The following is a 24812-nucleotide window of genomic DNA, read 5'->3' as shown; positions in this document are numbered from 1 at the left end:
CCCCGCCCTCTCCTTGAGAGGGGGCCTCGCTGCGCCAGTACTGCCTATCCCAGTGGATAGAGCTAGGGTGAACTTGCGTGGGTTCAATCAACAATCTTGTTCAGATAAGTCGGGTCAAATTTATCTGCCGTGGCGCGCTCTTCGGCACAATCAACGCCCAGTTGCTCTAGTCGTGCCAACACCATTTCCAAGCGTTTATCGGTGGTGACCGAATGATCGAGTAGGCCGTGAATGGCTTTGACCATCGGGTCGTTCATATCTGCACCAACGCCGTAAGCTGAAAAACCGAGCTGCTCGGCTTTTTCTTCGCGCGCTTGTTCGATTTGCGCCGCCAAAATGCGCGCAGGAATACCAATCGCCGTCGCGTTCGCCGGAACGTCTTTCACCACAACGGCGTTAGAGCCAACTTTCGCGCCGTCGTGCAGCGTGATCGGGCCGAGAATTTTGGCGCCAGCCCCGATGATGACGCCTTTGCCTAAAGTAGGGTGGCGCTTGCCGTGATTCCACGAGGTACCGCCGAGCGTTACGCCGTGATACAGCGTGCAATCGTCGCCAATTTCGGCGGTTTCACCAATCACAATGCCCATGCCGTGATCGATAAACACACGGCGACCTATCGTTGCGCCGGGGTGAATTTCGATGCCAGTTAAAAAGCGTGTGATGTGCGAAACCATGCGGGCCAGCAGTTTGAAATTTCGCACCCACAGGCCATGCGCCAAAATATGTAGCGTGAGCGCATGAAAACCTGGGTAACAGGTCACCACTTCCAGCGTCGAGCGGGCGGCAGGGTCGCGGTCAAAAACCACGCGAATATTTTCACGCAATCGGGCTAGCATGGTAGTGAGTCTGTGAGAGCCAAGAAAGACTGAGTATTTTACTCGGTTTTTGCTGGGCTTGGTAGGCTTGGGGAACGGCCGAGATTATGTGTGGGTATATCTCTCTAAGTATTGAATTGCGCTTGCTCCGTCAATATACCTTGGTGTGGCTGCAAAACTAATTTGCAGCCACAATGCCATGCAATTATTTTTGCCCGAAATAGCCACCCCAAGGCTGCAGCACGATTTGTTTTTTATTGACCGCGCCCCCCATCAAGCCATGACCATCCATCGCAGTGATTTTGCTCCAGCCTTTGGGCAAATCGATGGTTTGTGCTTGCGCGCTTAGGTTAAAGGCGACCAACACTTTGTCTTGGTTCAGTTGCCGCTCGAACAGCAAAATTGGTTCTGGCGCAGCAAAAAAGTGAATATCTCCTCGAATCAAAATGTCTTGTTTACGTCGCCAAGCTAAAAAGCGGCGGGTGAAATTTAAAATGGATTCACGCGGCTTTTCTTGCGTGTCCGCGGCGACTCGCGCGTGTTCAGGCGGAATAGGTAGCCATGGCGAACCAGTGCTAAAGCCGGCGTTTAATTTTGCTGCTTCCCAAGCCATCGGTGTGCGGCAACCATCGCGGCCTTTAAATTCGGGCCAAAATGCTTTGCCGTATGGGTCTTGCAATAACTCATACGGGATGTCGGCCTCGGTTAGGCCCAGCTCATCGCCCTGATACATGCAAAATGAGCCGCGCAAACTGCCTTGCAAGGCGATCATCAATTTTGAAAATTGCGCTCCGCCTGCATTTTTACCCCAACGGGTGGCGACGCGCGGCACATCATGATTGCCGATCGACCAGCACATCCAGCCCGGTTTTTCGAGTTGGGCAAATTTGTGTTCCATCGTTTCGACTTGCTTGCGGATGTGCGCCGCAGTGAAGGTGTCGGTGAGTAAATCAAAGCTATACGCTTGATGAAATTTATCGCCGCCTTCGGTGTATTCGGCCATGCGGCTGGGCGAGTCATCGTCGCCAATTTCACCGACGCTGGCTGCGTCGTATTTATTTAATAGTTTGCGCAGCTTTTTTAGAAATTTAATATTTTCCGGCTGCGATTTATCGTACAAATGTTGCTGCATGCCATAAGGATTAGTCGCGGCGACGCTACTGGTATCGGCAACCAAGGCCGCTGGATTATTGCGCAATTGCTGATCGTGAAAATGGAAAATGCACGCGTCAAAACGAAAGCCATTGACGCCGCGTTGTAGCCAGAATTCCACTTCGCCCAAAATGGCTTTTTGTACTTCTTTATTATGAAAGTTCAGATCCGGCTGGCTGGTCAAAAAATTATGTAAGTAATACTGGCAACGGCGGCTATCCCACTGCCATGCGCTACCACCAAATACCGACAGCCAATTATTCGGTGGCGTGCCATCGGGTTTGGGATCAGCCCAGACGTACCAATCGGCTTTGGCGTTGTTGCGCGAGCAGCGACTTTCTTTAAACCAAGCGTGCTCTTCCGATGTGTGCGAGAGGACTTGATCAATGATGATTTTGATTTTGGCCTTGTGCGCGGCTTTCAATAGCGCATCAAAATCATCCAAGCTGCCAAATAAAGGATCGACATCGCGATAATCGCTGACGTCGTAGCCAAAATCAGCCATTGGCGATTTAAAGAAAGGCGAAATCCAGATCGCGTCGACTTTCAGTGCGGCCAAATACGGCATTTTGCTCAAAATGCCGGGTAAATCACCGACTCCATCACCATTGCTATCCTGAAAACTGCGCGGATAGATTTGGTAAATCACGGCGCCGCGCCACCAATCTGGGTTTTTCTTTGCCATGGTTTATATCCTTGCTGGTGATGTGTGTAATTTTATCGGAATTATTCGGGTTTTTCCCTACAATGCTTGCAACGTAGTAAGCTGTGAGAATAAGATTCTTGTGCAATGCAAACTGATTGGTTTGACTATAAATAATAATTACGCAAGAAAACAACTCCAACCTTGAGGCGTGAATGATTTCAATCGATTCTGCACAAATTGCCGCGGTGTGTGCAGGCCAGCACGCAGATCCTTTTTCCTTCTTAGGTATGCATCTTTGCGATGGCGTTTTGCAAGTTCGTACTTGGCTGCCTGATGCCGCTGAATGTGCATTGGTTGAAAGTAAAACCGGCAAAACGCTTGCTCAACTCGAGAAGCTCGATGAGCGAGGTTTTTTTGCCGTGGCAGTGCCACGCCGCAAAAACCATTTTGCCTATCGCTTGCGGGTGACTTGGCATGGTGAAACGGTTGATATCGAAGATCCTTATCGTTTTCCGCCTGTGCTCGGCGATATGGATTTATGGCTCTTGGCCGAAGGCAATCAATTGCGCCCGTACGAGCGCCTCGGTACGCATTTTCGTACGATTGATGGTGTTGATGGCGTGGCGTTTGCCGTGTGGGCACCGAATGCGCGCCGCGTGTCGGTAGTGGGCGATTTTAATTACTGGGATGGTCGCCGGCATGTGATGCGTCTGCGCCGTGAATGTGGCGTGTGGGAAATCTTCTTGCCCAATGTGCAAGCAGGGCAGGGGTATAAGTACGAAATTATCGATCAACACGGCGCCTTGCAGATTAAGGCCGACCCCTATGGTTTCTCCGCCGAAATGCGCCCTGCGACGGCGTCGCGCGTAGCGAAATTGCCAGCTTGGGTAGAAGGCACGCAAACTCGCAAGCAAGCGAATGCGCTGAATGCACCGATCTCAATCTATGAAGTGCATTTGGGTTCATGGCGTCGCCGCCCCGAAGAAGGCAACCGCTGGTTAAGCTACCGCGAACTAGCGGTCGAGTTGATTGATTACGTGAAATATATGGGCTTTACCCATATTGAATTATTGCCAGTCAATGAGCATCCATTTGATGGTTCGTGGGGGTATCAGCCACTAGGCATTTATGCACCTACCTCTCGCTTTGGTACCCCAGAAGACTTCCGCCATTTGGTACAAACGGCACATGAGAATGGCATCGGTGTGATTCTGGACTGGGTGCCGGGCCATTTCCCGACTGATACGCATGGCTTGGCGCAATTTGACGGCTCGCATTTGTATGAGCATAGCGATCCGCGCGAAGGTTTTCATCAAGACTGGAATACGCTGATTTACAACTTCGGTCGCAATGAAGTTCGCAACTACCTGATCGGCAATGCGCTGTATTGGATTGAGCGTTACGGCATTGATGGCTTGCGTGTTGATGCGGTAGCGTCGATGCTGTATCGAGATTATTCACGCAAAGACGGCGAATGGGTGCCAAATCAGTTTGGCGGGCGCGAAAACCTGGAAGCGATCGACTTTATGCGCCGCATGAATGAAGTCGTTGGCGTTGAGCGGCCTGAGGCGATTACGCTGGCCGAAGAATCAACGGCCTTTCCATCGGTATCGCGCCCACCCGCGATGGGCGGCTTGGGCTTTCATTACAAATGGAATATGGGCTGGATGAACGACACGCTGCGCTATATGCAGCAAGACCCGGTGCATCGTAAATACCATCATCACCATATGACTTTTGGCTTGGTGTACGCATTTAGCGAGAATTTTGTGCTGCCGATTTCGCACGACGAAGTGGTGCACGGTAAAGGCTCGATGCTCGCCAAAATGCCCGGCGATTGCTGGCAGCAGTTCGCCAATTTGCGCGCGTATTACGCGTATATGTGGGCGCATCCGGGTAAAAAATTGCTGTTTATGGGTTGCGAATTTGCGCAAGGCCGCGAGTGGAATCACGACACCAGCCTAGATTGGCATTTGGTCGACGATCAAGATAACCAATGGCACCGTGGCGTGCAGCATTTGGTACGCGATTTGAACCGCGTCTATCGCGATTCTCCGGCGTTGTACCAGATCGATTTTGATCATCGTGGCTTTGAGTGGATTAGCCACGATGATGCGGATAACTCGATTTTCAGCTTTGTCCGCAAAGGTGAACATGCTGATGATTTTATCGTCGTCGTCAGTAACTTCACGCCAGTACCGCGCCACGGTTATCGCTTAGGCGTGCCGCGTGGCGGGGTGTATACCGAAATCTTGAATTCTGATTCTGAATATTATGGCGGCAGCAATACTGGTAATTTAGTTTTACCTACTGAGGGTATTGCTTCGCATGGTAGAACTGATTCGGTTTGCATGACGATACCTCCATTGGCGACGGTTTATCTGCGCTGGAGTGCGCAAGCATGATCGAGTCAGGGACACCTTATCCATTGGGTGCGACCTTTGATGGCGATGGGGTGAATTTTGCGCTGTTTAGTGAAAACGCCAGCCAAGTTGAGTTGTGCTTGTTTGACGCCACTGGCTGCGTAGAAACAGCGCGTATTGCTTTACCCGAATGTACGCATGGCATCTGGCATGGCTATTTGCCCGATGCACAGCCAGGCTTGATTTATGGTTATCGCGTGAGCGGTGAGTATGCGCCGCAGCGTGGCCATCGCTTTAACCCGAATAAAATCTTGCTCGATCCGTACGCCAAAGCCGTGTGGGGGCACTATCGCATTGACGATGCCCATTTGGGGTATGACTCGCTTGATCATGCTCAGATTAATACACGAGACAATACCCTCGGCGCACCCAAAGGAATCGTTGTCTCCGAGCCGTATGATTGGGGTGATGATGCGCAATTAAAAACGCCGTGGGCAACGACGGTGATCTATGAGGCGCATGTGCGTGGCTTAACGCAATTGCACCCCGAAATCCCCGCAGAGGTTCGCGGCAGCTACGCGGCTGTGGCGCATCCGGTGATGATTGCGCATTACCAAAAGCTGGGCATTTCTGCGATTGAATTACTGCCCGTGCATTTGCACTCCGACGAGCCGCGCTTGCAGCAATTGGGTCTGCAAAACTATTGGGGCTACAACACGCTCAGTTTCTTCACGCCAGAGACGACGTATTGGTCGGGCCGCGCGGGAACGACGCCCTTGGGCGAATTTCGCGACATGGTCAAAGCCTTGCACGCGGCGGGTATCGAGGTGATTCTCGACGTGGTGTTTAACCATACCGCAGAAAGCGACGCCTTGGGGCCGACGCTGTCGTTTCGCGGAATCGACAACGCCAATTACTACGTGCTCAATGCGCAGCATCCGGAGCAATACGAAAACTGGACCGGCTGCGGCAATGTGCTCAATATCAGCCATCCACGTGTCTTGCAAATGGTGATGGATAGCCTGCGCTATTGGGTGAATGAATGCCACGTTGATGGTTTTCGCTTTGATTTAGCGCCGATCTTGGGGCGGCTGGACGGTAAATTTACGCACTTTGCGCCGTTCTTTTCGGCCATTGCGCAAGATCCGGTTTTATCAGCGGTCAAACTGATTGCCGAGCCGTGGGATATTGGCGTTGGCGGCTATCAACTGGGGCATTTTCCGGTCGGCTGGCTCGAATGGAACGACCAATATCGCGATGTAATGCGCAAGTTCTGGCTGCACGATGGTGTAACACGCGCCATGTTTGCACGCCGCTTTGCGGCCTCGAGCGATACTTTCCACAAAGGCCGCCGCAAACCTGAGGCGAGCCTCAATTTCATCACCGCGCACGATGGTTTTACGCTGCGCGATTTGGTGTCGTACAACCACAAACACAATCACGCCAATAAAGAACATAACCGCGATGGTCATGGTCACAATTTAAGTTGGAATTGCGGTGTAGAAGGTCCTTCCAGTGATGATGGGATTTGCCTGCTGCGCGCACGCGCGAGCAAAGCCATGTTGGCGACCTTATTGCTTAGTCAAGGCACCCCCATGCTGTTGGCGGGGGATGAGTTAGCTCATACCCAGCAAGGTAATAACAATGCCTATTGCCAAAATAACGCCATCACTTGGCTCGATTGGGCACAAGCAGATCATGAGTTAACGGACTATATTGCACAGCTGATTGCTATTCGGCGCGAGTGTCAGGCGCTAAATCAGAATGAATGGTGGACCAGTCAACCCAATGATGCAGGGGTGACGGATGTCGTTTGGTTAAATCCTTCCGCTAGTCCAATGCAAGCGCATGATTGGGACGATCATGGCGGACGTGCCATGATGGTGCTGTTATCGAATCAATTTTTAGTACTGATGAATGCTTCCGCGCATCAAGTCCATTTCCATTTGCCAGCGCTGCAAGAGGGTGTTTGGTACATCCGTCTTGCGAGCACAGGGGACACCCAATCCGATTTCTCGGGGCGCGATTGTCGAGTCGCGGCTCGAAGTATTACGATTTTAGCGATAAAGAAATAACACTTAGAGGTTAAGTAATGAGTATCACGTCAGTAGCAACACAAGTTTTTGCTGGTCAGCGCCCAGGTACTTCGGGACTGCGCAAAAAAGTACTGGTATTTCAACAAGCAGGTTATTTAGAAAACTTTGTTCAAGCGATTTTTGACGTCGTGCCAGAGCTCAAAGGTGGCACGCTGGTGCTGGGCGGAGACGGTCGATACCACAACCGCGCTGCAGTGCAGACCATTTTGAAAATGGCCGCCGCCAATGGCGTTGCCAAAGTGCTGGTTGGGCAGGGGGCATTGTTGTCAACGCCAGCGGTCAGCTGCGTGATTCGCAAGCACGGCGCGGTGGGCGGGATTGTATTGTCGGCTTCGCACAATCCCGGCGGCCCTGACGGTGATTTTGGTATTAAATATAACGTGACTAACGGCGGTCCAGCGCCTGAGAAAATCACCGAAGCGATTTATCAGCGTACGACGACAATTAGCGAATATCACACGTATAGCGCTGCAGATATTGATATTGAAGCGCTAGGTGAATATACCCTTGGAGGTATGCAGGTTGTGGTGATTGATCCGGTTAGCGATTACGCCGAATTGATGGAAAGCCTGTTTGATTTTGCTGCGATTCGCGCGTGGTTTGCTAGCGGCAAACGGATGCGCTTTGACGCGATGTGCGCCGCTTCTGGCCCGTATGCAACGCGCATTATCGAAGGCCTGCTTGGCGCGCCAAAAGGCACCGTCGTCAATGGCGTGCCGCTGGAAGATTTTGGTGGCCTGCATCCCGATCCTAACCCTGTGTATGCCGACGATCTGGTCGCGCACCTAACAGCTGCCGATGCCCCCGATTTTGGCGCGGCCAGCGATGGCGATGCTGATCGCAATATGATTTTGGGCCGCAACTTTATCGTGACGCCATCGGATAGTTTGGCGGTGATGGCGGCTAATGCGACTTTGATCAAAGGCTATGCGGGCGGTATCGCAGGCGTAGCGCGTTCAATGCCAACGTCGTGCGCGGTGGATGCGGTGGCGAACAAACTGGGCTTGCCGTGTTTTGAGACGCCAACGGGTTGGAAGTTTTTTGGCAATTTGCTCGACGCAGGCAAAGTGACCTTGTGCGGCGAAGAAAGCTACGGCACCGGTTCTGGCCATGTGCGCGAAAAAGACGGCGTGTGGGCGGTGTTGTTCTGGCTCAATTTGCTGGCGGTCACCGGCAAATCGGTTGAAGAAATCGTCACGGCGCACTGGCAAACTTATGGTCGCCATTTCTATTCTCGTCACGATTACGAAGCGCTCGATACCGATGCGGCCAATGGTTTGATGGCGCATTTGCGCAGCCAGTTGGCAAGTCTGGCTGGCCAAGCATTTGGCAGCTATACCGTGGCGCTAGCCGACGACTTTGCCTACGACGATTCGGTCGATGGCTCGCGCAGCGAAAAACAAGGCATCCGGATTATCTTTACCGATGGCAGCCGTGTGGTGTTCCGACTTTCTGGCACCGGTACTGAAGGCGCAACGCTGCGGGTTTACCTCGAGAAATTCGAAGCTGATACCAGCAAGCACTCGATTGCCACGCAAACTGCGCTGGCCGATTTGATCCAAATCGCCGCACAAGTCGCGCAAATTAACGAACGCACAGGCCGCGAACAACCGACTGTTGTGACCTAAACGGTTTAATCCCCAAAAAAATAAGCGTAAAGCCGACCACGGCAATTCAGGAGAGGAAGAATGGAAGTCCAGTTGATTGATAAAGCAACCCTAGCCCGCCAATTACCGAACCGTGCCGTGGCCTTAGTGTTGGCAGGCGGGCGTGGTTCACGCCTGAAGGCTTTGACAGATCATCGCGCCAAGCCTGGCGTGTATTTTGGCGGTAAATTTCGGATTATCGATTTTGCGCTTTCCAATTGTATTAACTCGGGTATTCGCCGCATCGGTGTGATTACGCAATATAAATCACACTCGCTGATGCGCCATTTGCAACGCGGGTGGTCGTTCTTGCGTAATGAAATGAACGAATTTGTCGACGTATTGCCCGCACAGCAACGCGTTGATGAAGAGCACTGGTATCGCGGCACGGCCGACGCGATTTATCAGAACTTGGATATTTTGCGTACCTATCGTTCTGATTACGTCGTGATTCTGGCGGGTGATCATATTTATAAAATGGATTACTCGCGCATGTTGGTGGACCATGTGCTGCTCGGCGCTGAAGTGACTGTGGCGTGTATCGAAGTGCCGCGCAAAGAGGCGAGCGCCTTTGGCGTGATGGCCATTGGCGAAGATCGCAAAATTTCGGCTTTTGTTGAAAAGCCAGCTGATCCGCCTGCGATGCCGGGTAAAGACGATGTGTCTTTGGCGTCGATGGGGATTTACATCTTCAATACCGCCTACCTTGAGCGCCTATTGGAAGAAGACATCAAGCTTGAAGGCTCAACGCACGATTTTGGTAAAGATTTGATCCCGAAAGCTGTGTCGGAAGGCAAAGCATTTGCGCATCCATTTGGCCTGTCGTGCGTGCTGGAAGATCAAAACGCGCAACCTTACTGGCGTGATGTTGGTACTGTGGATGCGTATTGGGAAGCCAATCTCGATTTGGCCTCAGTCACGCCAGAACTTGATGTTTATGATGAAGCTTGGCCAATCTGGACGCTGCAAGAGCAATTGCCGCCAGCCAAATTCGTGCAAGATCGTAACGGCAGCCACGGCATGACCCTGAACTCCTTGGTATCCGGCGGTTGTATTGTGTCGGGCTCGCTGGTGATTAATTCTGTGCTCTTTTCACAAGTGCGCGTGCATTCATTCTGCACCATTGATTCGGCGGTGATTTTGCCGCAGGTCACCGTCGGGCGTGGTTCGCGTTTGCGCCGTTGTGTGATCGATCGTGGCTGCGAGATTCCTGAAAACTTGATCGTTGGTGAAAACGCCGAAGACGATGCTCGTCGTTTTTATCGCTCTGAAGGTGGCGTTACCTTGATTACCAAAGATATGTTGGCCAAATTGAAATAATGCCAGTGCCATCTTGCCGTCATTCAGTGATGGCAGTATTTCAAAGAATGACGTTAAGGGTCAAGAGAGGATGTACTGATGCAAATTTTACATGTTTGCGCCGAGATGTTTCCGCTGCTTAAAACGGGCGGCTTAGCAGATGTCAGTGGGGCTTTGCCTTTGGCTTTGGGCAAACAGGGCGCCGATGTTCGTGTGTTGTTGCCGGGTTTTCCTGCGATTATGGATGGGCTAAATATCTCGGGCGAAGTTGCTCATTTGCACTGTTTTGCGGGTGATGTGCGCATTGTTTTTGGCTACACCGAGCAGGGCGTTGGCGTGTACGCGATTGATGCACCCCATTTATACGCGCGTGGTGGCAATCCTTATCAAGACGGCAATCAACATCCATACGCAGACAATCACCTACGCTTTGCCGTGTTGGGTTGGGTGGCTGCGCGTTTGGCAGAAGGGGCTGATCCATATTGGCGGCCGAGCGTCGTGCATGCGCACGATTGGCATGCCGGACTTGCCCCTGCGTATATCGCTGCAGTTGGGCATCCGGCGCGTACGGTATTTACGATTCATAATCTGGCGTATCAAGGCGTTTTCTCGCCGGCTGATTTTTCTGCATTGGATTTGCCGGCGCATTTTTTTAGCGTGAATGGTTTGGAATTTCATGGCCATTTGTCGTTTATGAAAGCGGGGATTTATTACTCAGATCGTGTCACAACAGTGTCACCGAGCTACGCACGTGAAATTACCGGTGACGAGCAAGGCTGTGGGCTGGATGGTTTATTACGTGATCGTGGCGAAGCGCTATCGGGCGTGCTCAATGGTGTTGACGATTCCATCTGGAATCCCGCTACTGACTCCTTAATTGTCAGCCCATATTCGGCTGAAAAACTCTCCGGTAAAGCTAAATGCAAAGCGGCGCTGCAGCAGGCAATGGGTCTGCAAGAGAACCCTGATGCGCCGCTGTTTATCGTGGTTAGCCGTTTAACCGAGCAAAAAGGCCTGCACTTGGTGCTAGAGCGTTTGCACGAAATTACCCAGCGCGGCGGGCAATTTGCCTTGCTGGGTAGTGGGGATGCGCAAATGGAAGCGGCGTTTCGCGTTGCGGCTGCTGAAAATCCAAGCCAGATCGCCGTCAAGATTGGCTACGACGAAGCGTTCTCTCACCAATTGATGGCGGCGGCGGACGTGATTATGGTGCCGAGTCGCTTTGAGCCTTGTGGTTTAACGCAGTTGTACGGCCTTAAATACGGCGCTTTGCCCTTGGTGCGGCGCGTAGGTGGTTTGGCTGATACGGTAGTGGATTGTAGTTTAGAGAATTTACAAGAGGGTATTGCCACGGGGGCTGCTTTTGATGTGTTCTCTGGCGAAGCACTCACCCAGGGTATCCGTAGAATGTTTGCGCTATGGGCAAGACCGAAAGAATGGAAGGCGGTTAGAAAAACGGCGATGAGCTGTGACTTCGGCTGGCACGCCGCGGCCGAGCAATATTTACAGCTATACCGCGCCATTGGTGCTTAAGGAATGGTTTGACGGGCGGTGCGCGGCTTGCCATCGCCACAATCGATAAAAACACTGGAGTGCATTTGATGAGTATGCCGTTTCAATACGATGTAACCGATCACCAAGATGTACAGGCCATTAAAAAAGCCATCGCCAACAAACTGATGTATGCGATCGGTAAAGACCCGATCGCTGCGCAGCCGAAAGATTGGCTCGACGCCACTTTCCTCACTGTGCGCGACCAAATGGTTGAGCGCTGGATGCAGACAACGCGCGCGCAATACTCACAAGATGTGAAGCGCGTGTATTACCTCTCGATGGAATTTCTGATCGGCCGCGCTTTATCGAATGCACTGCTGGCGCTGGATATGGAAGACACCGTCCGCGCGGCGCTCGATGAAATGGGCATTGATTACGACGATCTGGTGCACATGGAACCAGACGCGGCGCTCGGTAATGGTGGCTTGGGTCGTTTGGCTGCATGTTTCCTCGACTCGATGGCGACGCTGGGTATTCCTGGCATGGGCTACGGCATTCGCTATCAATTCGGCATGTTTAAGCAGCGCATTATCGAAGGCCGTCAGGTTGAGGTGCCCGATACTTGGTTGGGCTCGGTCAATATCCTCGACTTCCCGCGTGACGAAGTGTGCTACCGCGTGCGTTTTGGTGGTCGCCTTGAGACGGATGGCAAAAAAACGCGGTGGATCGACACGCACAATGACGTACTCGCCGTCGCGCACGATGTAATTATCCCGGGCTTTGACACGACAGCGACCAACACGCTGCGCTTGTGGACTGCGCGCTCAACGCGCGAGATTAATCTCTCCAAATTTAACGAGGGCGATTATTTCTCGGCGGTGGCGGAAAAAAACCTTTCCGAAAACGTGTCACGCGTGCTTTACCCCGATGATTCAACGTACAGCGGTAAAGAGCTGCGTCTGCGCCAAGAATATTTCTTTGTCGCGGCCAGTGTGCAAGACATCATCCACCGCTATCGGATGACGCACGATAACCTCGATCATCTCGCCGATAAAGTCGCGATTCACTTAAATGATACTCATCCGGTGCTAGCGATTCCAGAATTGATGCGCGTCTTGCTCGATGAAGCCAACTACGAGTGGGATGAGGCGTGGGCGATTACCAGCAAGGTGTTTAGCTACACCAACCACACTTTGATGAGCGAAGCGTTGGAAACGTGGCCCGTCGATATGCTGGGGCACTTATTGCCACGCCATTTGAAGATCATTTTCGATATTAACGATATGTTCCTCAAGCAAGTGGCCGCGCAGTTCCCGGGCGATCACGATTTACTGCGTTCGGTGTCATTGATCGAAGAGCATGGCGATCGCAAAGTACGGATGGCGTATTTGGCGGTAGTGGCCAGCCACACGATTAATGGCGTGTCGGCGCTGCATTCGGATTTGATGGTTGAATCGATTTTTGCCGATTTGGCCAAAATTTTCCCTGAGCGTTTTACCAATGTCACCAATGGCGTAACGCCTCGCCGCTGGTTGGCGCTGGCCAATCCGAACTTGTCCAAACTGATCGACAAAGAAATCGGCCAGACTTGGCGCGTTCGTTTGAATGAATTGAGTGAGCTCAAAACGCATATTGATTTTCCGAAATTCGTGCAGGATTTTCGCGATGCCAAACACGCCAACAAAGAGCGTTTGGCGAAATACGTGGCGCGTAATCTGGGCGGCGTGATTAATCCTGATTCGCTGTTTGATATTCAGGTCAAACGCATTCACGAATACAAACGTCAGTTGCTCAATGTCTTGCACGTAATCACACGTTACAACCGCATTTTGCGTGACCCCGACGCCAAAATTCAGCCGCGTGTGGTGGTGTTCGCTGGTAAAGCCGCGTCGGCGTATCGCATGGCGAAGTTGGTGATTCAGTTGATTAATGATGTTGGTATCAAAATCAATAATGACCCGCGCGTTGGCGATAAACTCAAAGTAGTGTTTATTCCTAATTACAGCGTGAGCTTGGCCGAAATTATTATTCCCGCGGCCGATTTGTCTGAGCAAATCTCCACCGCAGGCACCGAAGCGTCGGGCACGGGGAATATGAAATTTGCACTTAATGGCGCTTTAACCATTGGTACGCTTGATGGTGCGAATGTGGAAATGCTCGATGCGGTCGGTGCGGATAATATTTTCATCTTCGGTAACACCACCGAAGAAGTGAATGCGCTGCGCCGCGATGGTTATAACCCTCGCGCCATTTATGAAAGCAATAGCGAATTGCGCGAAGTACTCAATCAATTGGCGAATGGTTTCTTTAGCCCGCAAGAGCCTGAGCGCTATCGCGTGATTTTTGATGTACTCGTTAACTGGGGCGATCATTATCAGCTGCTGGCCGATTACGAGTCATACATTGCCACGCAAGACAAGGTCGACGCTTTGTACGCCAAGCCAGAAGAATGGGCGAAAAAAGCGATTTTGAATGTGGCTGGCATGGGGCATTTCTCATCCGATCGCACGATTGGCGAGTATGCCGAGAAGATCTGGCACACGACACCGGTCAAACTTTAATTCATCTTTTTACAGTAAACTCACGGCAGCCTCTTTGGGGCTGCCGTTTTTATTGGTTTAATCAGTCAAAACTAGAGAATAAAAAATGAATGAAACCCAGCCCCAACAAGATAGCCATTTGTATGAAGAGCCGGTGAGCAGTCTGCGCGTCTTTGATGGTAATTTGCTGCATGTGAATCGCGATACGATACGCTTGCCCGATGGCTCAGAAGCGACGCGCGAATATATTTTGCACCCGGGCGCGGTGATGATTATTCCGCAGCTACCCGATGGACGTCTGTTGCTGGAGCGCCAATATCGCTACCCATTACACCGCGTATTTATTGAGTTTCCAGCGGGAAAACTTGAAGTGGGTGAAGATCCGCTCGAATGCGCAAAACGCGAACTACTCGAAGAAACGGGTTACAGCGCAGCCAACTGGGAATACTTGGGCGTCTTGCACCCAATTATTAGTTATACCGATGAAGAAATTAAACTCTTTCTGGCGCGTGACTTAACGGCGGGTGAGGCGCAGCTTGATGCGGGTGAGTTTGTTGAGTGCATCAGCATGAGCATGGAAGAACTTGTCGCAGGTGTAATCGACGGTTCAATTACCGATGCAAAAACCGTGAGCGGTATTTTCTGGGCGCAGCAAAAGGGCTTGAAATAAGGCTGGGGTATATTGCTGTGGATTTTTTTGTAAATGGTTTGCAGCAATATACCCTTTGCGTTTTATTCAATATCATCTTCCGCTTCGCACAGCAACGCGTCTTGCACCACGGTGCGAGTTAAATGCGGCGCAAACAAGGCGATAAAATCGTAGGCGTAACCGCGTAGGTAAGCGTCTTTGCGAATACCGATGTGGGTTGTCGATTTCTCAAACAGATGACTTGCATCGATTGCGGTTAAACCGGTATCGCGCTCTGGCTCGTACGCCATGCCTGCCAAAATGCCAATGCCCAAACCTAAATCGACATAAGTCTTAATCACGTCCGAGTCGATTGCGGTCAGTACCACATTCGGCGTGATATTTTTTTCTTCAAAAGCACGGTTAATTTTTGAGCGGCCTGCAAAGGCAAAATCGTAGGTAATCAGCGGCCAAGCGGCGATGTCTTCAATGGTAATTGGCCGCTTTAAGGTCGTGAGCGGGTGCGCTTTGGGGACAATCACGCAGCGATTCCAGTCGTAGCAATTGAGCATCGCCAACTCGCTGTAATGATCAATCCCTTCGGTCGCAATCGCTAAATCGGCGCTACCATCGACGACCATTTCTGAAATTTGCGTAGGGCTACCTTGTTTGATCGACAGACGTACTTTGGGGTAACGCTGCAAAAAGGCTTGGATTACTTTAGGTAGCGCGTAACGAGCTTGCGTGTGCGTGGTGGCAATGGTCAAGCTGCCATTTTCAACTTGAATGAATTCTTCGCCAATGCGCTTTAAGTTTTGCGATTGCATTAAGATGCGCTCAGCAATGCGCAAAATTTCGCGCCCTGGCGCGGTGATATCAACGACGCGTTTACCGTTACGAATGAAAATTTGTACGCCGAGTTCGTCTTCAAGTAGGCGAATCTGTTTTGAAATGCCGGGTTGTGAAGTATGCAGCTTCTCCGCCGCCTCCGAGACGTTTAAGCCTTGTTTTGCGACTTCAACCAAATAGCGTAATTGCTGCAATTTCATTGCCAACCCCACGTTCAAAAGAACCAAACCTTCTAACATGATAACAGAATAGTATAATGCGTTCTAATCTGAGCAGTTATCATGCTAAAAACTCAAAATATAAAGGGTAGAGCATGGAAGTAGCATGGTATGGCTTTGTCATTGCCGGTTTAGTCGTGGGCTTTATCGTCGGCATGACAGGGGTCGGCGGTGGTTCCTTGATGACACCGATTTTATTGTTCTTCGGCATTAACCCTGCCACTGCCGTGGGTACGGATTTATTGTATGCCGCCATCACCAAAGCGGGTGGCGTGTATGTGCATCAGCAAAATAAAAATATCGATTGGAAAATTACTGGCTGGCTCGCGCTTGGTAGCGTTCCAGCTGCGGCGATTACGCTGCTGGTGCTGCACAATTTGCACGCCGATACCGATGCGCTCAACCGAGTGATTAAGCAGGGCTTGGGTGTCGCTTTACTATTTACTGCGGTTGCCATTGTATTTAAGCAACGCCTAATCGCTTTTGCGCAGCGCCATGCTGGTGATTCATTTCATATGGCTGGCCCACGTTTGAATGCGATGACGGTGGCTGTTGGCGTTATCCTCGGCGCGATTGTAACTTTGACTTCGATTGGGGCAGGGGCCTTAGGTACTGTTGCCTTGTTTATTCTTTATCCTTTGCTGCAAACAAAACGCCTAGTAGGCACAGAGATTGCACACGCAGTACCTTTAACATTGGTAGCTGGCTTAGGCCATGCAGGCATGGGTAATATGGACTGGAGCTTGTTGGGCTATTTGCTTGCTGGTTCATTGCCGGGTATTTATTTGGGTAGCCATTTATCTGGCCGAGTGTCTGATGGCGTGCTTAGACCGTGTTTGGCTGCGATGTTAGTCTTTATTGGCTGGAAGCTAGTTTTTTAATTGAGATGGATTGAAAATGGATTTCGAACAAAAATTAAGCGAAACGATCGCTTTGTTGCACCGTATTGCAGCGGACTATTCGCCGGCTGTATTCGCTAACTCGTTTGGCGCTGAAGATATGGTGATTACCCACCTGTTAGCGAAAGAAAATATCGCGATTGATATTTTCAGCTTGGACACGGGTCGTTTACCTGCTGAAACATATACTTTGATGCAAGAAGTGGCGAGTGCATACCCAAGCCACCCAATCGCGGTTTACTTCCCAAATACTGCAGCGGTTGAGCAGTATGTTAATCAGAACGGCATTAATGCTTTCTACGAGTCGGTTGAGTTGCGTAAAGCGTGCTGTCACGTGCGTAAAATTGAGCCATTGCAGCGTGCACTCAAAGATAAAAAAGCTTGGGTGACTGGCTTGCGTCGCGAGCAATCGCCTACGCGTACCGATTTAGGCTACCAAGAGTTTGACGCCGGCAATGGCTTAGAGAAATTTAATCCACTGATTGAATGGACCGAGAAAGAGGTGTGGGCGTATATCCGCGCTGAGAATATTCCCTACAACAAACTCCACGATCAGCACGTGCCTTCAATTGGCTGTGCGCCCTGTACGCGCCCGATCGCAATGGGTGAAGATGTGCGTGCAGGTCGTTGGTGGTGGGAAAACCCAGAAAATAAAGAATGTGGTTTACATGTGAAAAAAATTTAAGCCTGAAGATTTGGTTAAACGCAAAACGCCCTCTAATTTGGGCGTTTTTTTTATGCAGCCAATTGACACCTTAATCCCAGATCTCTAAATTGGTATGATGGTGCAAAATGTAAATTTTTACCTTGTGATGATAGAAGGCGCATTTTTGCTGGTTTTGTCACACGACGTGCTGCAGTACTTTGGTCAACTGGTCTGCATTTTCCAAACAAAGATGGTTCTGTTGCGAATCAATTTGCCATGAACTTTTTGGTTAAGGGGGTAGTAAATGAGTCAAGTCGAGTTTTTGATTGGTGTTGATGGTGGCGGCACCGGGACACGTGTCACGATTGCAGGTTTGGACGGTGTAGAAAAGGTGCGCGCAGAAGCAGGCCCATCGGCGTTGGGGCAAGGTATTGATAAAGCTTGGGCCAATATTACCGCCGCAATTAATGATGCCTTTAAGAAAATTGGCATCGAAAATCCGGACTTCAGCAAATGTGCTGTTGGTTTTGGTCTTTCTGGTGTGACAGTCAAAGCCTGGGCGCAAGAGTTTGAAAGTAAAAATCCTGGTTTCGCTCATATTGTTGTGGAAACGGATGGCTACTCAACCCTACTGGGCGCGCACAACGGTGCGCATGGTGCAATTATCGCGATCGGAACAGGTTCAATTGGTGAAGCATGGTTGCCAAATGGTGAGCGTCTTGAAGTAGGTGGTTGGGGCTTTCCAACTTCGGATGAAGGTTCTGGCGCCTATTTAGGTCTTAAAGCGATTAACCACGTTCAGCGCATTATGGATGGACGTCGTCCGTTGACAGACTTTGGTCGCAAACTATTAACAATCACTGGCGATACACGTGAAAAAGTATTTGCATGGATGGGAACTATGAAGCAAACCGAATGCGCTTCACTCTCTCCGGTGGTGATGGAGTTCGGTCAAAGTGATGAAGTTGCACGTAGCTTCTTGCTCGATGCTGGGCAGGAAATCGTCAATATCGCTTCAGCCCTTCGTGCAAGCGCGCCGCAATTGCCAATTGCAATCTGTGGAGGTGGTTTGTCTGAAGCATTGCGCCCTTATATTCCGGCTGACTTTTTGGCGACAACCTCACGTCCTCAAAAAGATTCATGCTCTGGCGCTTTGATTCTGATTGCGCGCGAATATCAATAAGCTAAAAGTTCAGGGGTGAGGTTCGTATGCAAAATCTAAATAAACTATTAGTCCTAAAGCCAGATAATGACAGCGCTACGCCGCTGTATTTGCAGTTCGGACATAAGTTGGCAGCGGCAATTCATGCTGGTTTTTGGAAAGCAGACGATCCTCTTCCTTCTGAGCGTACTTTTTGTGAAGTTTTAGGTATTTCTCGCGTGACTGCGCGAAAAGCGCTTGATTTGTTATTTGAGCAAGGCTTGATTTTGCGTCGACAGGGGTCAGGCACCTACATCACGCCGAAGCTAGAGCAACCGCTGACTCGTCTAACCAATCTATCTGAAATGTTAAAGCTGCGTGGTTTTCGCCCTTCATCAAAATGGCTGAAGCGCGAAGTATGTCTTGCTGGGTCAGAGGAATTATTACGCTTAAATTTAAGCCCAAATAGCCGTGTGACGCATCTTGAGCGTTTGCGTTTGGCCAATGATGTCGTAATGGCCGTCGAGGTGACGTCACTGCCCTATCATTTCGTGCCTGAGCCAGAAAAAATAGGTGAATCGCTATATGAATATATGCGGGAAGCTAACCTGAGTGTTGTAAGAGCAATACAAAATATTGGGGCTGTGAATGCTGATGCTGAGTTAGCTCAACTCACCGGGGTTGAGCAAGGTGCCGCTATGCTGCATCTTACTCGCGTGGGTTATTTGGAGGATGGCTCCGCGGTTGAGTTAACTCACTCATGGTTTAGGAGTGACTATTACGATTTTGTGGTTGAACTCTATCGATAAAGCTGTGAACACCTTCACCAAAAAAGCGTACCACTTTTAGTGAGTGCGCTTTTTTTTCGAAATGTTGCGCTGATGATACAAAAAAATACATCACGCCTAGGGCGAAAAAAGCAGGGGTTGAAAGGAAAAATCTATTTAATTTCTTCGTCTGTATTTATTTTGTAAGCTAATATTTGTACTTATTACAAAAGTAAATCAGGTTGAAATTGTAATTTCCTACACAAAAAACACGATTGAAAATCTATTTGTTTGATTTGCCAAGGGAAAATTATCCCTTGATGCTTTGATATGTAGTTTTGCTTCGCGCATTCGGGTTTTCTCCTACATGAATGACTTTACTTGGTTATGCGTAAGGCATTTTGTTGCTCTGATGATGACCTTAGCTCTCAACTAAAGATCCTTTTTCGCGCGGTTGATTGTGTTCACCCTCACAATGATTTGGGGTAATCTTGCCACTGAAGTTTTGCGAGTCATCTTTGTCAGGCCGGTATTTGTTGCTCTTTTCTGAAGGTTTTAACCAGTAGGCTGAGCAAGACAAATACTCAAAAAAGCGCCTAGTAAATAGAATGCTTTCAGCATTTGTGTGATGTTAGACAAACATGTTGACTCTGAAATTTAATGTGCTTTAAAGTAGTTTTGCAGTTTTAAACTTCCTGTATTTTTTTGCGACCCAGTGTTGCTCATGTCCATGTTAGGAGTTGTTATGAACTTTAAACGTTCCGTTCTCGTTGGCGCTGCTGTATTTGCTGCATCAATCATGTCTGCTCAAGCTGCAACTAAAGTTGAGTTCTGGTCTCATTCATTGGCTCCAACTTACGATGCATACCACAAGCAAGTTGTTGACAAGTTCAACGCTGAAAACAAAGAAATCCAAGTTGTACAAAAAGACTTGGGTTGGGGTGCGATGAAGCCAGCAATCGTTGCTGCTGTTGCTGAAGGTAACGTGCCAGGCTTGGCATTGGTTCCAACTAACTGGATGGTTGAAATGGCTCCTAAGCTGTTGACTCCAGTTGACAGCATCATCAACAAAGGTCAATTCACTGGCGCTGCTTTGGCAAACGCTACAACTGACGGCAAAATCTACGGCTTCCCTTCATACCAAGTTACAGCCGTAATGGTTTACAACAAAGACATGTTGGCTAAAGCTGGCGTGAAACCAGACTTCAAAACTCTGGACGACGTATTCGCTGCTGCGAAAAAAATCCACGCAGCTACTGGTAAACCAGGCTGGGCTCCTAAACTGCAAGACGGCTTCACTGGCTGGTTCATGTTTGAAGGTCTGCCAGTTATCCAGAACGGCAAAGCTGTTTACAACAGCCCTAAACACGTAGCTTTGGTGCAAAAATTTGCTGACGCTTACAAAGCTGGCACGATCGTTAAAGATACTAACCTGACATTCGACGAACAAATCGCTATGTTCGCGAACGGCGGCGTTGGTATGTTCGCTGAAGGCGGCCACGCAGTTAAGAAAATTAAAGACGCTAACCCAGCTGCTTACAAAGCTGCTGACGTAACGACTTTCCCATTGGGTGACAACGGCAAGTTGGCATTCGGTGGCTGGACTACTATGTACGTAGTTCCAAAAGGTCAGAAAGATCTGAAATCAGTAGGTGTGGTTGGTAACTTCATCACTGGTGAGTGGGCTCAAGAGCAATTCGCTAAAGCTTCTTACACATTCGCTTCTACTAAGAACGCAAATGCTGCTGCAGCTAAAGACCCAGCTTTGAACGACATGACTGACCCAGGCAAAAAAGCATTCAAAATGGGTGGCTTGGTTATCGATAAAACTCGTCACTTGTTCCTGAAAGACTTGCCAGGTAACGTTGACGAAGGCGCGTTGTCTAAAGCTATGGACGCTAAGATCGAAGCTGCTCTGCAAGGCCGTATTTCTGTGAAACAAGCGTTGGACGAAGCAGTTGCTGACTCTAACAAACGTTTGGCTGCTAAATAATATTTAGTTAGTTAAATTGATTAAAGCGGTAAGCGTCAAAACGCTTACCGCTTTTTTATTTTGAGCGCCAGTATTAACAAATGATTATTTATTGCCAAATAAAAACCATTTAACTGGTAGGGTTTTGTGTATTTGCAATTGGATTAATCGCAGAAAATAGTTAAATGTAGTGTAACTGTTTGAATTTGTAAGCTTTTTGTTGGGGCGTTTATTCTAAAAAAGATATAAGCGCGAGCAAAAAGTATATGCAAATCTGTGATTTTTTTATGTCCTCGGTTATAATGCGCCCCTGTAAATGCGTGCGTGTTTGGTTAATATCAAGTCACATACGCTGTGTAATGGGTTAATATCTACCTTGTCTGTAACGCACCGAAGAGTCGAAACGTGAAAAACTCCAACTTTATGGCCTATTTCTTCTTGGCCCCCGCCTTGATCTTGATGGGTGTTTTTGTATTTTGGCCCGTGGGTTTCAACACCTATTTGGCTTTCAATCATTATGAAATTGCAGGGGGAGCGGTAGAGTGGAATAACTTTGATAACTTCCGTCGTATTTGGGAAGAAGATCTATTTCACCAAGCAGTAAAGAACTCATTGCTGTTTTTGCTGGTGGTTCCGTTTATCCAGTTGCTCTCATTGTTGATTGCCAAGCTTGTAAATAACAAGCTACCAGGTATGACTTTCTTTCGTGCGGTTTACTATATTCCGGTAATTACAGCAATTTCTATTGCAGGTATTGTTTGGCAGTTCGTATTTAAATACGACGGTATGCTAAACGCCTTCTTGACGAACATTGCACACATGATTCCATTTATGTTCCCAGCTGAGTATGTGGTGGACATCGATTGGCTGGGCGACCCTGATATCGCTATGTACTCAATCATGATCTTCACCTTGTGGAAAGGTTTGGGTTACTACATGGTTCTGTACCTTGCAGGCTTGCAAGCGATTCCTGCCGAAGTTGAAGAAGCGGCAATTTTGGATGGTGCCAATGCGTGGGAACGTTTCTGGAAAATCACGATTCCAATGGTAAAACCAACGATTTTGCTATGTACAATGCTTTCAACAATCGGTGCATTGAAAGTGTTCCTAGAGGTGTTGGTGTTGACGGACGGTAAAGCCGAGACATATACCGCGCTTTACTATGTGTTTGATCAAGCGTTCCGTAACTACGATTTCGGTGTAGCAGCTGCAGCAGGCCTGGTTGTGACCTTCTTCTGCATGATCTTGGCCGCGATCCAATTCCGTTTCTTTGGCGAAAAATAATCGGCCATCTAGGAGAAAAGTAATATGTTTAAGAGTAAGGAATTGAACCGCATTGTGACGACGGTCGTGCAATATGCCAGTCTCACTGCGTTTGGCTTGTTCACTATGTTCCCGCTGTTATGGGCTGTATCGTTTGGTTTATCCAGCGATGGTTCTTCAGCTTATCTGTTCCCGCAAAGCTTTGTGCCACATGTCATTCAAGATGACGGTAGCTACAATATTGGCGCGACCTTGATTTGGTTTGAGCGTGTATTCATTGAAATTCCGTTCTCAACTTACTTCAAAAACTCAGTAATTATCACGACTTTGGCTGTAGTGGGCACCGTGGTGATTTCAGTATTGGCGGCTTACCCGCTAGCTCGGATGCGTTTCACTGGCCGTAATTTCATCTTCGTTGCGATTATTGCTACTTTGATGCTGCCACAAGAAACTGCTCTGGTTCCTAACTACATCACGATTGTTAAATTGGGTAACTTTGCGGACTGGTTGCAACTGACGCTGACTGGTAGTGATGCTGCAACTTGGAAAAAACTGATCGGTATGAATAGCTACTTGGGCGTGGTGCTGCCTGGTGTGGCTGGTGCCTTCGGTATCTTCTTGATGAAGCAAGCGTTTGAAGCTGTACCACAAGACTTGATCGATGCGGCGCGTGTTGACGGTGCTACTGAGATGCAAATTCTGTGGCGCGTGATGTTGCCTGTGACTACGCCTTCAATTGCAGCTTTGGCGATCTTCACTTTGGTCAACCAATGGAATGAGTACATCTGGTCTTCAATCGTGATGCGTGCCAAAGACATGCAACCATTGGCAGTCGGTGTATTTAATGACTTAACTGGCCCGCTGTCTGGCTCACAGAACACCTTGATGGCCGCAATCGTGTTGACGGTGATCCCAGTTCTGATCTTCTTTGCCTTCACACAGCGATTCTTTATCTCCGGCATGGATGGCGCTGTTAAATAAGTAGCCCATGTATCGGTGTAACTAAATACCCAATTCGAGAATTAAGGAAATTAAAATGGCTAGCGTAACTCTTAAAAACATCAAAAAGAACTACACCAAAGACGTTTGCGTCATCAAAGGCGCGGATCTAGAGATCAAAGACGGCGAGTTCGTCGTATTCGTAGGTCCATCAGGCTGCGGTAAATCAACACTGATGCGTATGATTGCCGGTTTGGAAGACATCACTTCAGGTGAACTTTACATTGGTGACACGTTGTCAAACGACATCCACGCGTCAAAACGTGGTATCGCGATGGTGTTCCAGTCTTACGCGCTGTACCCACACATGACTGTGTATGACAATATGGCGTTTGCATTGAAATTGGCGGGTACTCCAAAAGCTGAAATCGATCAGCGCGTGAAAAAAGCCGCTGAAATTCTGCAAATGACCCACTTGCTCGAGCGTAAGCCAAAAGCACTGTCAGGTGGTCAGCGTCAGCGTGTGGCGATTGGTCGTTCAATCGTACGTAATCCAAAAGTCTTCTTGTTCGACGAGCCATTGTCTAACTTGGACGCCTCATTGCGTATGAATATGCGCGTTGAGTTGTCTAAATTGCACCAAGAATTGAAAACGACCATGCTGTACGTAACGCACGATCAGGTTGAGGCAATGACCTTGGCTGACCGTATCGTGGTATTCAATGCTGGTGTAATTCAACAGGTTGGTACTCCGCTGGAGATGTACGAAAACCCATCAAACTTGTTCGTAGCGGGCTTCTTGGGTTCGCCAAAAATGAACATTTTTGAATCACAAGTGGTAAGTGTTGAGCAAAATGCAGCAGTAGTTCGTTTGCCAAAAGGTATTAGCGTACGTGCTGCAGTCAACGCCGCAACAGCTAAGGTGGGTGATAAAGTAACTTTGGGTATTCGTCCTGAGCACATCCAATTGTGCGAAGAGAGCGATGCTGAAGGCATCCCAGCACGCGTTGATTTGACTGAACACTTGGGCGATATCGTTTTGGCTTACGTTGAAATCCCAGGTATCAACGAAATCATTTGTATGAAACTGCCATCAAATATGACTGGCCTGAAATACGGTGACTCTGTGCGTATCAAATTCCCAGAAGCTCACTGCATGTTGTTTGATGCAGAAGGTTTGGCGTTCAAACGCGTACGTGCTTAATTGTTATTTAAGCGCAATAAAAAAACCCGCTTCGGCGGGTTTTTTTATTGCGTAATTGTTTTTAATGGAGGGGTATTGCCATCTGGCATTTATTTTATAGTGGTTTGCAGGCAATACATGCCATGTATTGGGCGGTAAGTTGGCCCTTTAACTGATTCAAAGTCTCACAATTTTCTGCCATTTGGCTATAGGCTTCCAGAGCGGTGAGTCAATACAAGCATTACGCGTTCATGTC

General features: G+C 49.1%; 17 protein-coding genes and 1 pseudogene. 15 read left to right on the top strand and 3 right to left on the bottom strand.

Annotated features, from left to right (window positions below; genetic code table 11):
- Nucleotides 1-83: 83 nt before the first annotated feature.
- Both cysE and NT239_05015 read right to left on the bottom strand, forming a co-directional pair.
- Entirely contained in the window at nt 84-836 is a 753-nt protein-coding gene (gene cysE, locus NT239_05020) for a serine O-acetyltransferase (GenBank protein ID XGA72209.1), read from the bottom strand.
- 184 nt (nt 837-1020) lie between these two features.
- Nucleotides 1021-2652, bottom strand: coding sequence for an alpha-glucosidase family protein (locus tag NT239_05015; GenBank protein ID XGA72208.1), 1632 nt, complete (start codon nt 2650-2652; stop codon nt 1021-1023).
- Nucleotides 2653-2873: 221 nt separating this feature from the next.
- Here NT239_05015 and glgB point away from each other — a divergent pair.
- From glgB to NT239_04980, 7 genes and pseudogenes are all read left to right on the top strand, one after another.
- Nucleotides 2874-5018 (top strand): annotated as a pseudogene (gene glgB / locus NT239_05010) (1,4-alpha-glucan branching protein GlgB).
- Nucleotides 5015-7051 carry a glycogen debranching protein GlgX gene (glgX, locus tag NT239_05005; protein ID XGA72207.1) on the top strand — a complete coding sequence of 679 codons (2037 nt, stop codon included), beginning with the start codon at nt 5015-5017 and terminating at the stop codon, nt 7049-7051. The pseudogene glgB and the gene glgX overlap by 4 nt, the downstream one beginning before the upstream one ends.
- 17 nt (nt 7052-7068) lie before the next feature.
- The gene (locus NT239_05000; protein ID XGA72206.1) at nt 7069-8700 is read left to right on the top strand and encodes an alpha-D-glucose phosphate-specific phosphoglucomutase; all 1632 of its coding nucleotides are present in this window, start codon (nt 7069-7071) and stop codon (nt 8698-8700) included.
- Nucleotides 8701-8760: 60 nt separating this feature from the next.
- Nucleotides 8761-10038 (top strand): glucose-1-phosphate adenylyltransferase, encoded by a 1278-nt coding sequence (gene glgC, locus NT239_04995; protein ID XGA72205.1) that lies wholly within the window; start codon nt 8761-8763, stop codon nt 10036-10038.
- 78 nt (nt 10039-10116) lie between these two features.
- Nucleotides 10117-11550, top strand: a complete 1434-nt coding sequence (gene glgA / locus NT239_04990; GenBank protein XGA72204.1) for a glycogen synthase GlgA — start codon at nt 10117-10119, stop codon at nt 11548-11550.
- Between the two features lie 68 nt (nt 11551-11618).
- Nucleotides 11619-14072, top strand: coding sequence for a glycogen/starch/alpha-glucan family phosphorylase (gene glgP, locus NT239_04985; protein XGA72203.1), 2454 nt, complete (start codon nt 11619-11621; stop codon nt 14070-14072).
- Between the two features lie 85 nt (nt 14073-14157).
- Nucleotides 14158-14721, top strand: a complete 564-nt coding sequence (locus NT239_04980) for an NUDIX hydrolase (GenBank protein XGA72202.1) — start codon at nt 14158-14160, stop codon at nt 14719-14721.
- Between the two features lie 62 nt (nt 14722-14783).
- Here the strand turns inward: NT239_04980 and cysB are convergent, their stop codons facing one another.
- A complete protein-coding gene (gene cysB, locus NT239_04975; protein ID XGA72201.1) occupies nt 14784-15728 on the bottom strand; it encodes an HTH-type transcriptional regulator CysB in 945 nt (314 codons plus the stop codon).
- A 113-nt stretch (nt 15729-15841) separates the two neighbouring features.
- Here cysB and NT239_04970 point away from each other — a divergent pair, with 113 nt between their 5' ends.
- The 8 genes from NT239_04970 to ugpC all read left to right on the top strand — a co-directional run bounded on the left by NT239_04970 (nt 15842) and on the right by ugpC (nt 24577).
- On the top strand, nt 15842-16627 hold the full coding sequence (locus tag NT239_04970) for a sulfite exporter TauE/SafE family protein (protein XGA72200.1): 786 nt from the start codon (nt 15842-15844) through the stop codon (nt 16625-16627).
- Nucleotides 16628-16643: 16 nt separating this feature from the next.
- Nucleotides 16644-17330, top strand: a complete 687-nt coding sequence (locus NT239_04965; GenBank protein XGA72199.1) for a phosphoadenylyl-sulfate reductase — start codon at nt 16644-16646, stop codon at nt 17328-17330.
- 265 nt (nt 17331-17595) lie between these two features.
- Nucleotides 17596-18474 carry an ATPase gene (locus NT239_04960; protein ID XGA72198.1) on the top strand — a complete coding sequence of 293 codons (879 nt, stop codon included), beginning with the start codon at nt 17596-17598 and terminating at the stop codon, nt 18472-18474.
- A 26-nt stretch (nt 18475-18500) separates the two neighbouring features.
- On the top strand, nt 18501-19241 hold the full coding sequence (locus tag NT239_04955) for a GntR family transcriptional regulator (protein XGA72197.1): 741 nt from the start codon (nt 18501-18503) through the stop codon (nt 19239-19241).
- Nucleotides 19242-19923: 682 nt separating this feature from the next.
- The gene (locus NT239_04950) at nt 19924-21192 is read left to right on the top strand and encodes an extracellular solute-binding protein (protein ID XGA72196.1); all 1269 of its coding nucleotides are present in this window, start codon (nt 19924-19926) and stop codon (nt 21190-21192) included.
- Between the two features lie 384 nt (nt 21193-21576).
- Entirely contained in the window at nt 21577-22455 is an 879-nt protein-coding gene (locus NT239_04945) for a sugar ABC transporter permease (protein XGA72195.1), read from the top strand.
- A 24-nt stretch (nt 22456-22479) separates the two neighbouring features.
- Nucleotides 22480-23415, top strand: a complete 936-nt coding sequence (locus NT239_04940; GenBank protein ID XGA72194.1) for a carbohydrate ABC transporter permease — start codon at nt 22480-22482, stop codon at nt 23413-23415.
- 55 nt (nt 23416-23470) lie between these two features.
- A complete protein-coding gene (gene ugpC / locus NT239_04935; GenBank protein ID XGA72193.1) occupies nt 23471-24577 on the top strand; it encodes a sn-glycerol-3-phosphate ABC transporter ATP-binding protein UgpC in 1107 nt (368 codons plus the stop codon).
- Nucleotides 24578-24812: the final 235 nt, after the last annotated feature.

The organism is Chitinibacter sp. SCUT-21, from assembly GCA_041874755.1.
Classification (GTDB): domain Bacteria; phylum Pseudomonadota; class Gammaproteobacteria; order Burkholderiales; family Chitinibacteraceae; genus Chitinibacter.
This window is presented reverse-complemented; position numbering and strand designations above follow the sequence as displayed.

Coding starts and splice junctions, on each gene's coding strand:
- cysE (XGA72209.1), bottom strand. CDS start 836: ATGCTAGCCCGATTGCGTGAAAATATTCGCGTGGTTTTTGACCGCGAC.
- NT239_05015 (XGA72208.1), bottom strand. CDS start 2,652: ATGGCAAAGAAAAACCCAGATTGGTGGCGCGGCGCCGTGATTTACCAA.
- glgX (XGA72207.1), top strand. CDS start 5,015: ATGATCGAGTCAGGGACACCTTATCCATTGGGTGCGACCTTTGATGGC.
- NT239_05000 (XGA72206.1), top strand. CDS start 7,069: ATGAGTATCACGTCAGTAGCAACACAAGTTTTTGCTGGTCAGCGCCCA.
- glgC (XGA72205.1), top strand. CDS start 8,761: ATGGAAGTCCAGTTGATTGATAAAGCAACCCTAGCCCGCCAATTACCG.
- glgA (XGA72204.1), top strand. CDS start 10,117: ATGCAAATTTTACATGTTTGCGCCGAGATGTTTCCGCTGCTTAAAACG.
- glgP (XGA72203.1), top strand. CDS start 11,619: ATGAGTATGCCGTTTCAATACGATGTAACCGATCACCAAGATGTACAG.
- NT239_04980 (XGA72202.1), top strand. CDS start 14,158: ATGAATGAAACCCAGCCCCAACAAGATAGCCATTTGTATGAAGAGCCG.
- cysB (XGA72201.1), bottom strand. CDS start 15,728: ATGAAATTGCAGCAATTACGCTATTTGGTTGAAGTCGCAAAACAAGGC.
- NT239_04970 (XGA72200.1), top strand. CDS start 15,842: ATGGAAGTAGCATGGTATGGCTTTGTCATTGCCGGTTTAGTCGTGGGC.
- NT239_04965 (XGA72199.1), top strand. CDS start 16,644: ATGGATTTCGAACAAAAATTAAGCGAAACGATCGCTTTGTTGCACCGT.
- NT239_04960 (XGA72198.1), top strand. CDS start 17,596: ATGAGTCAAGTCGAGTTTTTGATTGGTGTTGATGGTGGCGGCACCGGG.
- NT239_04955 (XGA72197.1), top strand. CDS start 18,501: ATGCAAAATCTAAATAAACTATTAGTCCTAAAGCCAGATAATGACAGC.
- NT239_04950 (XGA72196.1), top strand. CDS start 19,924: ATGTCCATGTTAGGAGTTGTTATGAACTTTAAACGTTCCGTTCTCGTT.
- NT239_04940 (XGA72194.1), top strand. CDS start 22,480: ATGTTTAAGAGTAAGGAATTGAACCGCATTGTGACGACGGTCGTGCAA.
- ugpC (XGA72193.1), top strand. CDS start 23,471: ATGGCTAGCGTAACTCTTAAAAACATCAAAAAGAACTACACCAAAGAC.